Source organism: Bacillus sp. AFS040349, from assembly GCF_002577655.1.
In the GTDB taxonomy this organism is placed as follows: domain Bacteria; phylum Bacillota; class Bacilli; order Bacillales; family Bacillaceae; genus Metabacillus.
On record NZ_NUMC01000040.1, the window covers coordinates 84,374 to 98,538 of the forward strand.

The following is a 14,165-nucleotide window of genomic DNA, read 5'->3' on the forward strand; positions in this document are numbered from 1 at the left end:
AATAACAACCTTTTGAAGTATTTTGCATTCTATAGTTGTGTTTTCACTAAATTAGAAAAAAAATAAACGGATAAATTCCGTTTAAATCGTGAAAAACTAACATTCCCCGCATAATAAGAGGAGTTTTTCCGCTTATATGAACTTAATCTTTAGATTTAGTTAAATATAGAGAAATTAACTGGAATATATCCGCTTAAATCGGCTTCATAAGCACCTACTATACACCTTAACCGGAATTTCTCCGCCTATCAATCCCTATACCTCCACGAAAAAAGTTTATCTAACTTGAATATCCAAAAACCCACCTCTTTCACCCCAATTAATTTAGCAAAACAAAGTCGCTACTGACACTAACTTTTGTGATTCTGTTGTAAGCAATCCGAAATAGCGTGACATTTATGAAAAGCCTTGATAAGCAACAAAAAAGATACAGCCCAATTCAGTTGAGAATTGAGCTGTATCTTTTTTGTTTGCTAATTAAGTTTTTGTACTCGAAAACCGAACTACTTACTCTTAAAAGAGCGTCTTTTCTTATTAGTTATCTTAATAATAGAAGCTTTTAACAATTATACCTAAACACCTGAGTAAGACATAAATCCACCATCAACAGGTACTGTAATACCTGTTACAAAGCCTGCAGTGGTTTCATCTACTAACCAAAGCAGTGTTCCTAGTAAGTCTTCTGGTTTACCAAATCTTCGCATTGGGGTATGTGCAATAATTTTCTCAGAACGATCTGTTAAGCTGCCATCTTCATTTTTCAGTAGATTTTTATTTTGTTCAGTAAGGAAAAATCCGGGTGCTATTGCATTCACACGAATACCAGCATCAGCCATATGTACTGCAAGCCATTGGGTAAAATTGTCAATTGCTGCTTTTGCAGCGCTGTATGCTGGAACTTTAGTCATCGGTGATGGAGCGCTCATTGATGACATATTGATGATAATTGCACCTTTACGATTCACCATCTTCTTTGCAAAAATTTGTGTCGGAAGTAATGTTCCAACCATGTTTAAATCAAAAACAAAGCCAAAGCCCTCTTTTGTTAAATCAAAGAAAGTTTGCAGACCTTCCTTATTAAGGTCATCAGGGTTTAATGTTTCGTTTGTGGTCGTGCCGCTTGGATGGTTTCCCCCTGCTCCATTTATTAGGATGTCACAAATACCAAGTTCTTTTGATACGATTTCTTCCGCTTGTTTCACGCTCTCAACATCAAGTACATTACATGAAATAGAAATCGCTTCTCCACCGAGTTCTCTAATTTCGTGAGCTACTCTTTCACCTTTTTCAGCAGTTCTGTTAAGAATGGCCACTTTAACTCCTTGCCTCGCAAGTTCTTTTGCCATTGAGCGACATAAAACACCATTTCCGCCTGTGACAACAGCTACTCGGCCTTTTAATTGATCATGTATCGGTAGCATCATTAGTTCCTCCCGTGCGCTCTTTCTAATGAATCAATGCGCTCTGCAAATTCGCGTACCATCTCCGCAATATCATTAGAAGGATTTGCTCCAAGTGATCCACTACAAAGTGTTACACCGTTCGATTTACTATCTACAACGTCTAAAATCCTTCTAATATTTTCTTTATTACACACAATTCTTGGTAATCCGAAAATAGGCCATGGCGGATCATCTGGATGTATCCCCATTCTTATTCCGTTTTTCTCTGCACAAGGAATTACTTCTTTTAGAAAATATGCTAGATTTTGAAATAAATCTTCTTGTGTAACGCCCTTGTAAGCTTCAAAAAGGTCCTTTAATCGTGATAATCTTTCTGGCTCCCAGCCTGGCAATGTAAATGTTGAGTTTTTAGAAATATCTTCGACTAATTCATTTGGATCCATATCAACAACTTTTGCTTTTTCATAGAAAAGAGCTGTTGAACCATCTTCCATTTCCTTAAATAATTCTGTTCTCGTCCAATCAAAAACAGGCATGAAGTTGTAGCATATCACTTTTACACCAACTGATGCTAACTTCTCTATTGTTCTTTTATAGCTTTCAATATATTTATCTCTCGTAGGAAATCCTAGTTTAATATCTTCATGAACATTAACACTTTCAACAACATCTATATTCAATCCATATTCATCTGCTTGTTTTTTCACTTCGTTGATTTTGTCCATCGGCCATTCTTCACCAGCCGGAACATCATGAAGTGCCCACACAATTCCTTCCACCCCAGGAATTTGCTTGATCTGCTTAAGGGTAATGCTGTCATTTCCCTCACCATACCACCTAAATGTCATTCTCACATTAACTAACCTCCTAGATTGCCTGAGAGATTTCAAGCAAGGAAAATGTTTGTGTTCCATGAGCTGTTTCATTTATTTCTTCAAACGGTAAACTCTAGTTAGATACTATTTCTAGCTTCTTTTACAATCTCACAATATTGCTTTGCTAGTTTTGTTACTTCATCAAAGTTTCCTGTTTTAGCAGGCTTTGATAAATCACTACCGATACCAATCGCAACCGCCCCATTTTTAATCCATTGATCTGCATTTTGAAGGTTTACCCCACCAGTTGGCATAACAGAGGCTTGGGGAATAGGTCCCTTAATTGATTTAATAATTGAAGGATCAAATGTATTTCCTGGGAATAGCTTCACAACATCTGCTCCATATTCCATAGCTGTTTTTATTTCAGTAATTGTCATACAACCAGGCATGTATGGAATTTGATATCTATTACAAAGCATGGCTGTATCTTTATCAAAACATGGACTGACAATATACTCAGCACCCGCCAAAATAGCAATTCGAGCAGTCTCACTATCAAGCACACTTCCTGCACCAAGAATTAATTCATCTGAATGAAATTTTTCTTTTAACGATTGAATTACTTCAGTTGCACCTGGCACAGTTAATGTTACTTCAATTGCTTTAATGCCACCTTCAATACATGCATTTGAAATGCTTACTGCTTCTGTTTCATCTTCTGCACGAACAACAGCAACAACGCCCGATTCTACAATTCTATTTAAAATATCAAGTTTTTTTATCATATGTTTTTGTTACGAGTGTATCGTAACTTCCTCCTAACTTATTTATATTTTATTCTTGCATAGTTACCTCTCAATAAAATCCCTTTCACCTAATCTAATTTGAATATCTTCCAAATAAGGAAGCCCTTCATTATCTCCTGAAACACCAACAACCATTGATCCAATTGTATTTGCAAAGTGAAGAATTTTTTCTAATGACCAATTTTGCAGAACACCATAAACAAAGCCTGCATCAAAACCATCACCAGCACCTACTGTATCAACAACCTTTTTTGGTGGAACAGGAGGAGATTCTACTGTTTTTCCATTATGATAGCCAATTGAACCTTGATCACCTTTTTTAATCGCAACATATGAAATACCCATATTTATTGCTTTTTCAATAATTTCATTTTCATCTGTAGTTCCTAACAATAGGTCAGCTTCTTCAACACCTGTTAAGAAAATATCAACAAATGGAAGAATCTCTGTTAAAACCTCTTTTGCTCTTTCTTTACTCCAAAGCTTTAAGCGAATATTTGGATCAAATGATATAAGTAAATTATGTTGTTTAGCTAAAGTAATCGAACGTTTTATAATTTCCACGTTTTTCTCATCAATTGCCGGAAATACTCCAGTGATATGAAGAACCTTTGTATTCTCAAAATATGAATCTGTTAAACTTTCAGGTGTTAACGTTAAAGTTGGAGACTTCATACGGTAATAAAACGTTCTCCCTGTTCCATCCTCCAGCACCTCTTTAAAATTAACGGATGTTGGATAACCATCAACTAGTTTTACTTGTGAAGTATCAATTCCTTCTCCACGAACAAAGTGTTGAATATAGCGACCAAACTCGTCATTACCTAATCGACTGATCCATCCTGCCTGTAAGCCAAGTCTTGCACAACCAATTGCGAAGTTTAGTTCTGCTCCTCCAACATTTCGTTCATACGTATGAACAAAACGCATTGGCCCCTTTGCACTTGGATTCATCGTAATCATCGCATCACCGATTGTAATAATATCTTTCATTACCAATTCACTCCTTTGTTTTTGATGAACAAGAATTTCTAATCACAAGTTCAGGTTCAAAACGATATACTGTGGTTTCCTCTTGATATTCAGGATCCTTAATTTTATTTAACAGTAACTCTGCAGCTCTTTTCCCCATGTCAAAGGTTGGCTGAGCAATTGTTGTTAATTGTGGGGTGAAAAAACTAGCAAATGAAACATCATCAATACCGATAATGGCTAAATCTTCTGGAATAGATACATTATTTTCCTTTGTAAACTTTAAGATTTCCATGAGAGTTAGATCATTCCCGGCAATAATTGCTTGTGGCGGACATTCCAGAGAGAGCATCTCCTTTAAGCCTTGTTGAATATGATGAAGATCAAGAGTGCTTATATATTCTTCATTAAAATTTAAATTGTTTTCTTGTAATGCTTTTTTGTATCCATTGATTCGCTCAATACGTGGTGAAACATGCCTTGAAATAGATGTTGTCATGATCCCTATTCGTTCATAACCATTGTCAACTAAATGGTCAACAGCCATTTTGATAGCCTTTTCATTATTTAGCATAATTGTGGATGCTGGAATTTCTTCTACAACTCGATCAAAAAACACAAGTGGGTACTTTCTTTTCATCAAGCTTTTATAAAGATCGATATTTCCGCCAGTTGGGAAAATGATTAGACCGTCCACCTGTTTTGCAATTAGCATTTCAATGTAGTTTTTTTCCTTTTCTGGTTCATCATCGGCATTGCAAACAATGATATGAAATCCCTGTTCATTACATATATCTTCAATTGCTCGTATAACTTGAGTTGAAAACGTGTGCAAAATATTTGCCACGATCACCCCTATTGTTGAGGTGGACTTTTGCTTTAAGCTTCTAGCAACAATGTTCGGCTGATAGCCTAATTCTTCAATTGCTTGACTTATTCGCCCTTTCGTTTTTTCGCTCATATAATCATAGCGTTTGTTTAAATATTGTGAGACGGTACTTTTTGATACATTTGCTTGTTTGGCAACATCAGAAATCGTGATCGCTTTCATTTTTCTCTCCAATACAAAATCGAATTACCTAATTATAAACCGATTTACTAAACCGGTTTAGTTTTTAACTACTTTGAATTATACGACATTTATATGTAACCATCAAGAATTGATTTTTATTGTTTTGTTCAAAAAAGGTGTAGCTTTTATAGCCTACACCTTTTCATACCTAATCATTTACCACACTACTATTTAAGAAACTTGTTAATTCTTTTTCCCTTCTCTTTGAAACCAGAATATAAAGAAAGTCACCTGACTGAATTTTTGTCTCCCCATGAGGTGTTACCAAGTCTCCATTCCTGATGATGGCATTGATAAGTACCTCTTTAGGAAACTTTATGTCCTTTAACAGCTTATTTGTAATAATAGACGTTTCACTTACTTCAAATTCAACAATTTCTGCATTAGCTTTACCAATTGAAACAAGTTCCAATGAATGTGGTGCCTCTACTTTTTTAGGACCATTCAGCCCTAACTTATTTGCTATCAACGAAATCGTAGAGCCTTGTATTAAGGCAGATGTTAACACAACAAAGAAGACAACATTAAAAATTAGCTGACTGTTTTCCAGACCCATCGTCATCGGAAACGTTGCAAGCACAATTGGAACTGCACCTTTTAAGCCTGCCCAAGACAGAAATACTTTCTCCTTATTCGTAAATCCTAATTTTATTGTCGAGAGAAAAACTGCTACTGGTCGAGCAATAAAAATTAAAATAATAGCCAATAAAAGACCTTTAAAAATAATATAAGTATTTAAAAACTGTGATGGAAACACTAACAATCCTAAAATGATAAACATTAAAATTTGCATCATCCACGCAAAGCCTTCGTTAAACCTGAAGATTGAGTGACGGTAAGTTAAATCTCCGTTTCCTATCACAAGTGCTGCAATATAAACAGCTAACAGCCCACTTGCACCAATAATGTCAGTTAAGCTATATGTTAATAGTGAAAAGGCTAAGGCAAAGATCGGATAAAGACCACTTGAATCTAAATTGATTTTATTGATTGCAAACCCTGCAAACTTACCAAAAAGAAGACCCATCACTAATCCAGCACCCATTTGCCAAATAAATGAACCTATTAACAACAAGTATGAAGAATTATCCACCGTCATTAACTCAATAATAGATAATGTAAGAAACATTGCCATTGGATCATTTGTTCCAGATTCCGCTTCAAGTGTTGAACTTAATCTATCACGTATATTTTGTCCCTTTAATACGGCAAATATCGCCGCAGCATCTGTTGAACCAACAATTGCTCCAAATAAAAATCCTTCAAGCCAGCTTACATCAAAGATTAGTTTTGCCGCTATTGCAACAACAATTGTCGTAAGCAAAACCCCAATTGTTGCAAGAGATAACGAGGGAACTGTCACAGCTTTAACTGATGACCATTTTGTTTGTAATCCACCTTCAAACAGAATGACAACTAAAGCAAATATCCCGATTAATTGTGTTAGCTCAGGATTATCAAAATGAATTAGACCTAACCCATCACTACCCATAATCATTCCGACCATCAAGAATAGAACAAGAGCAGGAACACCCAATCTTGTTGAAAATTTAGTCGTTAGTACTCCTAGAATTAATAGCACCGCTGTGAAAAAAATAAAATATTCTATATTTATATGCTCCAAAACCTAACTCCTCTCTTTGGTGTGAAATACATCTAATTGTTTTTAATTTAAGTACAATACCTTTATTATAATATTTTGCCCCACAAAAAACATGAATGACGCTGTTTATTGTAAAACAAATTAGCATAGACATGAAAAAGCCTGGAATAGTTGGAGAAAATACCTCCTTATTCCAGGCTTTTTTATATTCTACTATTTATTGTTCAACTAATTCCTCTACTGCCGCTTCTAGACCAAGCTGTGCTGCAACTACTTTTTCTAGTGTAGATTGTGGGTTTTTCAATGCTTCTTTGGCAGTTTGTAATGCCTTATGAAATACTTTCCAGCTTTCCTTTGTGTAATCTTTATGGTTTTTATCTTTATGTGTATCATACAGTTTCTGCAATTCTTCCTTATTTACTTCCACTTTATTTTTACCTTTAATAACATCAATACCATCTAAAGTAAATGTACCGCCTTTAACAACAATTTTTGCTGTATGCTTTGTATCTTTAAGGCCTCTGATGTGATAAGAGTTTAGTCTGTCTCCCTTTGCATAAATTCTGAAATCTTCTTCAATCAGAAGCTCATCAATATAAACATCGATTAAAGCATCTGGAGTAGCACCAAATAAGTTAAAGCCGGACCCTTCAAAATGAAAGATCATGCTACTCTTAGCGCTATTCGCTTCAGGAGTACTATAAATGTTCACTCCTCTGTAATCCATAAACGTCTCTTTGCGTTCATTATCTTTTAATGATACTTTCAATGTGTGTTGTTTTTCTTCAAGTCCTCTTACAGAATACCTTACGCCTGTTTTAGGATCGACAGCAAAGTCACCTACATCTACTCCATCAAGCTCGAAATTATAAAGTGACTTCTCTCCAGTTCCTGCAAGATAGTCAATGCCTGATCCTGTAAAATTGATTAAGATATAAGGATCATCATCGAAATTCGCCCATGCATTCGTATTGTTAGATCCCCAAGCATTGTTTTTTCTAAATGCATAAACAGTGTTTTCGTTATTCCCTATTTCTGCTTCATCAGATATTTTAACAATATCACTTGGTCCCATATTCTTAACTGCTAATACCGGATCAGTTGTTGTAATTTCAGCTTTCGTGAAGCTAGTATACTTTTCTTTAGAAACGACTTTAAGTGTGTGTTCTTTATCCTCAAGATTTTCTGCAGACCAAACCATTTGAGTTATTGAACTGTTATTTAAGTAATTTGCCTCTCCTACTAGCTCTCCATCAAGGTAAATATCTGCTGTTCCATTTGATGGATTTGTCTCACCAAATAACCTTATTTCAGTCCCTTTAAATGTTATTTCGAAAGAATCACCTTCTGATCCCCAAGTGTTAGAACCGTTTGATGACCAGCTACCTGAATAAAACACCTTGTTTAACGTCCCCTGAACACTTGTCGAATCTCTGAAACCTACTGTTACCCCATTCCAAACCGGAATATCTGTACTCGCTGTCATTTGTGTACGGTTAAAATGAGCGTAACCAGCTTGAGTATAGTTCCAGTCACCAACATATCCAATCGGGTTCAATGAATCAGAATTTTTAAAAGCTTCTTCCTCTGTATCATATCTCTTACCTTGTGCACTGTCATATTTGTCTGATTGATACGTATAACCTTTTATTGGATCAACACGTAAATTATCGATTAAAGTTTCGTAATAACCAGAACCTAATGCTACTCTACCAGCCATTACAGTTGAATCTTCATCCGTAAACGAGTCAATTTCAGCACCATCTAAATAAAGTGTAAACTCGTTTTCTTTTGCTTCAAACGCTAGGTTATGCCACTCTTTATTATTGAAACCTTTAATTGTTCCACTTTTTTCAACTTTACCAAGCTTCAGGATTTCATAACGACCATCAGAAAATACTCGTGCATTGTATGGGGCATGTGAATCTGCTCCACCAGCTTTTACTTGACGCACACCTATAAGCGCATAATTACTTCTACCTTCTACTTCAGGTGTATGAGTATCTAGTAAAAAGTCATAAGAAACCTTATAGTTAACCCAACGATGATCACCTATCGTCGTATTAGGATTACTTGTTGATGCTGAACCGTCTCTACCACCCCAAACGGCCCAATCTGCTCCGATGGTATCAGGTGTCATCATCTGTTGCAGCATATTACCATGTTTTTTGCTGTCTGGAATATTCAATTCAACACGTTCGGCACTTCCACTCGTTTTCTGTTTTGTTGCATTCTGAACAACTTCAAAAGCTCCAATTTGATCTGTTGTATATCTTGGTGTTCCTCCACGACGCTCAACATAATTTCTGCCTTTTTCATCAACAGGATAGTTTTTATATTCAAAATCATCCTTGTAAGGTAAAGGTAAAATCGTGTCTTTTGAAACATCAACAGGCTCTGATTCATATTCAAAATCTTTTACTTCAGATTCTCTATCTAAAGTTGAAATCGTTACGATAGAATAAGGCTTCACTTCAATTTCATATTCTCCGTCCTTTGGTGTGACAGTATTGATATGCTTAAACCAATTAGCATCATAACTTTGTCCATCGTCTGCTCCTCGTGTTTCCCAAACATAAATCGGTGCATCTTCTTTTCCATTTAGGTTTTGGGCTTTTATTTTATATTTGCGAGTTTCTTTCGTGTTATTGGCAAACACTGTTGTATAATCAGCTGATTCTGGATCTTTTAACGTTAAATAGTTATGAGTACTAGTGTCAACGTCTACTCCACCATCAAAAAAGTTACCGTCACTAAATGACGCATCTTTCACATACATCCACCGCTCGTTTTCAGGTGTAGAATGGTCATCATAACCTACAAAATTCATAACATGACGGACTCCTTGTAATCCTCCATCAATTTCATAGAAGCCTGACCACGGATCATATGCACTAATAAGATGCTTTGGATTATACTGAGAGCCTTCATAGAATGCTGCAACAGAAGGTTGAAAATCAAATGAAACAGCGTTTAGTGGGTTATTCGTTGCTCCTGTCCATGAATAGACCGAAATAATTCGCGATGTAACATCAATGATTCCAGCCTTTCCTCCAAGTCCTTTGTAGTTTGGCTCCATATTTTCACGATAACGGGCATTAATCATTGGGGCAATTCCCTCTGATACCCAAACTTCCTTAGGTTTCTTTCCATCATTAATCAGTTTATTTTGCAATTGTGTTAGTTCATTTGAGCCTGTTAAACCATAATGAGAACTAATCACATCAATTTCATCAATCAAATCTGGATGTTCAAGCAATGTACGACTAATTGTCGATGTATCACGATAACCATCAGCAGCAACTAGTTTAATATGTTTATAATCACTTTCGTAATTCGGCTCTTCTTTCATTTTTGAAGTAAAGTATTTAAGCCACTCAAGTTCAATTTTTCCATTGTTATTTTGTGCACGTTCATTTTGGGAGATACCAACATAATCCAGCTTGAAGCCATACTCTTCATACACAGCATCAATCGTTTGTTTATACCATTGATATCGATTCTCGTAATTTCCTGCTGAAGCACCGTTCCAAGAAAATCGTGGCTCCCCCCAACGCAAAATTTCAACTGTAATATCTTCGTTAATCGATTTTGCATCAGCAGCAAATTGAAATCCTGCCCCTCTCAGTACATTAGCAGGCTCATCCTCATATCTCATAGTCGCAGGCTCAGTTCCGGATGAAGAGTTCACATCTCCACCTAACTCTACCTTCACATGCGCTAAACCAGCTCCTGTGTTTTTATTAAAAAGTTTATTCATTATTTCCCAGTATTCTTTAGGATGTTCTTCCTTGTAATCTAACATTAAACGAGATGTATTATTTGCTGTAACTGCTCCAAATCCTTTGAATCGGTTATGTTCATCTACCTTTGTTCCATCGATTGTAATTGTTTTAGTGATGACTTCTGCTTTAGCTTCATTAGTATTCATAAATACACCTGAACCCAAAAGCATAGAGGCGACACAAGATATCCCAATAAGTTTCTTAAATGTTTTTCTCTTCAAAATGCATGACTCCTTTCTGAAAATGAATGGGAGTAATAAATTTAGTCTCTCCTTCTTTAGTAGAAAAATAGTTTCATTTTTTATAGACCATCGAAGCTGTTTATGTATGGCTTCACTAGTAGAGATTAGTAGAGGTAATAGTGGGAGATATGATGGACTAACTATTATGAAACCTTTTTTGATCCCTCCTTTTATGTGAGATGGATATGTTAGCTGTATTGGGGTTTGGTTTCCAATATCAGTTCTAACCTGTTTTAGAAAGTCAGATTAGGAGTAGTGTTTTATTATGTTAGCGTTTTCATTATTTCACATAATTGATTGTTTTTAATGACACTATCTTTACTTGATTTAGTGTTATTTTTACATTATTTATAAGTGCAACACCATAGATAGCTTTCTTGCTTTGATGATTGTCTCTAGGTCAGTGATTATGAAGACCATCTCTCTACAAATTCAACCACACAACGGTCTTCATTCCCTCTATGAAGACCATCTCTCTACGAATTCAAACACATAACGGTCTTCATTCCCTTTATGAAGACCATCTCTATACGAATTCAACCACATAACCGTCTTCATTCCCTCTATGAAGACCATCTCTCTACAAATTCAACCACATAACCGTCTTCATTCCCTCTATGAAGACCATCTCTATACAAATTCAACCACATAACCGTCTTCATTCCCTTTATGACAACCATCTCACCACTAAACCAGCCACCTGATAGTCTTCATTCAAAAAAACAAAAAAGCTTCAACTCCCAACCCAGGAATTAAAGCTTTTTTATAACTACCTAATGATGATGCTCCCCACCACCATCCTCTACTACAGCACCTTTCTGAAGAAACTCTAGCTCACTTTCCGAAAGTTCCCCAACAATAAACTGTTTTTGAGGCATAATGATTGAATCATTGCTACTCGCATGAACTTTAATAAAATACAGCCCTTCACTATCTAATTTTTTACTTAACTGATAAGTTCCATTTCCTACTTCTTCAGCTTGCTCCATTTCAAATTTAACAGATCCATCTTGCTTCCATATTTCAAAGTGAACATAGTCTGCTGAAACTACTTTTTCTTCACCCTGAGTAAGAACAACTTGAAATGTTGTATCACTATTTGTTGAAAGAGAATCTCGAATGATAATATCTGCTACCATTGGCTCTTCTTCTTTATACTGCTTCGCAACATCTTGTTTTAGCTCCAGTGAACATGCACTGAGTATTAACATCATAAAAGGAAGCAACAGGATAGCTTTAAATTTCTTCACGGTCACAACACCCTTACTTGTCAAATTATGCATTTAAAAACCTCTTCACAACAGGTATTCTTTGAATGATCAGCAGGTCAATGATCCATACGGCGATTATGGACAAACCAACAAGTGGGAACAAAATACTTAATCCAATGATTAACACAAAAAATGGTCCCATCTTGAACATTCTTGGTGACTTTGGTGCACCCATTTCCTTTTTAGGCTTTCTCTTCAGCCATAAGTAAAACCCGCTAGCCACAACAAGGATAATGCCTAAACAAATGAAAAGACTTAAAAGTTGGTTAAGAAACCCAAATTGAGTTCCTTTATGCAAGGTAATTCCCAGTGCAACCATCTTACCGACAAAACCATAGTGATCATAGCGATAATCTGCTAGAACTGCTCCTGAGTATTGATCAATATGAATCGTAGCTTCATCCTGCGCTTTCGGAGGATAGGCCGACAACGTATATACCCCTTCTTTATCACTTGGAATGTTAATTGTATAAGTTGGATGCATTCCTTCTCGACTTGCAATGTCCACAACATCGTCGATCGAAAGTGGAATAAAGCCTTGCAGATCTGATTTTGGTACATCCATGGTTTCAGCTGCCCACGGTACATCTGCTACATCCTTTGTTTGGATGGTTGATGTTGGAGCACTCCCTACCCAAACAGAAGGTGGATAACCCGTCCCAGCATTTGTTGCAATGGTTTGGAAATTAGTACCCCAGAATCCTGACCAAGGTAAGCCTGTTAAAATTAAAAATAACATGCCTGCTGTTACCCAAAAAGCTGGAACAGCATGTAAATCTCTTCGGAAAATCTTTTTTCCCTTATTAAATCTAGGTATCAATACACCAGCTAAATCTTGTTTCTTTTTTGGAAACCATAAATAAAGTCCAGTTACAATAAGAACAATTGCCCAGCAAGCAGCTAACTCAACTATTCGGTCACCTACTGTCCCAGCCATTAACTCACCATGAATTTCCTCAATTCTATTCATAATCCTGTCTTCACTATTTAACTCTCCGATTACCTCTGCAGTGTACGGATTAACAAACACTGTCAAAGTTTCATTATTAGATGAAATCGTTACTTCACTTGATCTTAAATCACTTTCACCTGGACGATATTTACTCACAACAGCATCAGGATACTCATTTTTCACTGTCTCAATTTGCTGTGTTGCTGATATTTTCTCGCCTTGTGGATTTACCTCGTAATATTCCTGATAAAGCATTTGCTCAATCTGAGGTTTAAATAAATAAACGGCTCCTGTAATTGCTAATATCATTAGAAAAGGGGCAAAAATAATCCCCGCATAAAAATGCCATCGCCAAACAGTCTTGTAAAGGGATGGATTTGTCTTCTTTATCGTTTGCTTCTTTGTTTTAATTGGGACTGTTTCCATTTAAACAAACTCCTTCTTTTCCTTGAATGATTCATTAATCTAAAGAAAGAATAACGGCAAATTGTGTGGAAAGAATGAAGTTTTTATCTTTTTTGATCTATTTTTCCCCAATGAAAAAGGAGTTGCTACAACAACTCCTTTTTCATTGGGTGATAGTATTAGTAAAGTTTTTCTCAAAAATCTATAATGTTTTTACCATATGAAGTGTCTGCCATACTGGATCATCCTCGGCTAGTATCTCATTGTAACCTTGAGATTTCCAAAAAGGAATTGCACCAGGCAGGAAGGGGTGAGTATGAAGATACAACGAATGATATCCTACGCCAAGACCGAAACTAGTTGCTACATTTGATAATTCTGTACCAATACCATACCTTCGATAATCGGGATCAATATAGCATTTTACAATTTCAGCTGCTTTCGTAAGAGGATAAGTTTCACTTAATTGATGAAATCGACCGTCGTAGGGGATTACTCCGATGGATCCTATGATATTCCCATCCTCAGCAACAACCGTAAAAAATGCAGCATGATCAGGCTGAATATAATAGTTTTCAAAATGGAGAAGATCTTGAGGAAGCTTTTCATGATCTAACATAGGAAAAAGCTCTTTCCGCATTTTCATAACAAAGTCTATTACAAGGGAATAATCTCCTTCTTGAAGTTTATTAATTTTATAGATAGGACTTTTATTCATTTCACTATTTCCCCTTTTTAGAGACTTTTAATATGTTAAATATTATAAACAAATAGCTTTTTAAACAACAACTCATTTTTCACATAATATCTTTCTTTAAATAAAACAATTATGATCT

General features: G+C 35.9%; 9 protein-coding genes and 1 pseudogene. All 10 read right to left on the reverse strand.

The window, feature by feature from the left end:
• Positions 1-572: 572 nt before the first annotated feature.
• Positions 573-1,421 carry an SDR family oxidoreductase gene (locus tag COD11_RS09955; RefSeq protein ID WP_098796604.1) on the reverse strand — a complete coding sequence of 283 codons (849 nt, stop codon included), beginning with the start codon at positions 1,419-1,421 and terminating at the stop codon, positions 573-575.
• Positions 1,422-1,426: 5 nt separating this feature from the next.
• Positions 1,427-2,257 (reverse strand): annotated as a pseudogene (gene uxuA, locus COD11_RS09960) (mannonate dehydratase); the annotation flags it as partial.
• 98 nt (positions 2,258-2,355) lie between these two features.
• Complete coding sequence (locus COD11_RS09965) at positions 2,356-3,003, reverse strand: bifunctional 4-hydroxy-2-oxoglutarate aldolase/2-dehydro-3-deoxy-phosphogluconate aldolase (protein ID WP_218012738.1); 648 nt, start codon at positions 3,001-3,003, stop codon at positions 2,356-2,358.
• A 66-nt stretch (positions 3,004-3,069) separates the two neighbouring features.
• Positions 3,070-4,020, reverse strand: a complete 951-nt coding sequence (locus COD11_RS09970; protein WP_098796622.1) for a sugar kinase — start codon at positions 4,018-4,020, stop codon at positions 3,070-3,072.
• Positions 4,021-4,027: 7 nt separating this feature from the next.
• Entirely contained in the window at positions 4,028-5,050 is a 1,023-nt protein-coding gene (locus tag COD11_RS09975; protein WP_098796623.1) for a LacI family DNA-binding transcriptional regulator, read from the reverse strand.
• A gap of 169 nt (positions 5,051-5,219) precedes the next feature.
• Positions 5,220-6,695, reverse strand: coding sequence for a potassium/proton antiporter (locus tag COD11_RS09980; protein WP_098796626.1), 1,476 nt, complete (start codon positions 6,693-6,695; stop codon positions 5,220-5,222).
• A 196-nt stretch (positions 6,696-6,891) separates the two neighbouring features.
• A complete protein-coding gene (locus tag COD11_RS09985; RefSeq protein ID WP_255301584.1) occupies positions 6,892-10,680 on the reverse strand; it encodes an S-layer protein in 3,789 nt (1,262 codons plus the stop codon).
• A gap of 794 nt (positions 10,681-11,474) precedes the next feature.
• On the reverse strand, positions 11,475-11,984 hold the full coding sequence (locus tag COD11_RS09990; protein WP_255301585.1) for a FixH family protein: 510 nt from the start codon (positions 11,982-11,984) through the stop codon (positions 11,475-11,477).
• Positions 11,977-13,350 (reverse strand): PepSY-associated TM helix domain-containing protein, encoded by a 1,374-nt coding sequence (locus COD11_RS09995; RefSeq protein WP_098796628.1) that lies wholly within the window; start codon positions 13,348-13,350, stop codon positions 11,977-11,979. Before COD11_RS09995 ends, COD11_RS09990 begins: the two co-directional genes overlap by 8 nt.
• Before the next feature lie 181 nt (positions 13,351-13,531).
• Complete coding sequence (locus tag COD11_RS10000; RefSeq protein WP_098796631.1) at positions 13,532-14,047, reverse strand: GNAT family N-acetyltransferase; 516 nt, start codon at positions 14,045-14,047, stop codon at positions 13,532-13,534.
• Positions 14,048-14,165: the final 118 nt, after the last annotated feature.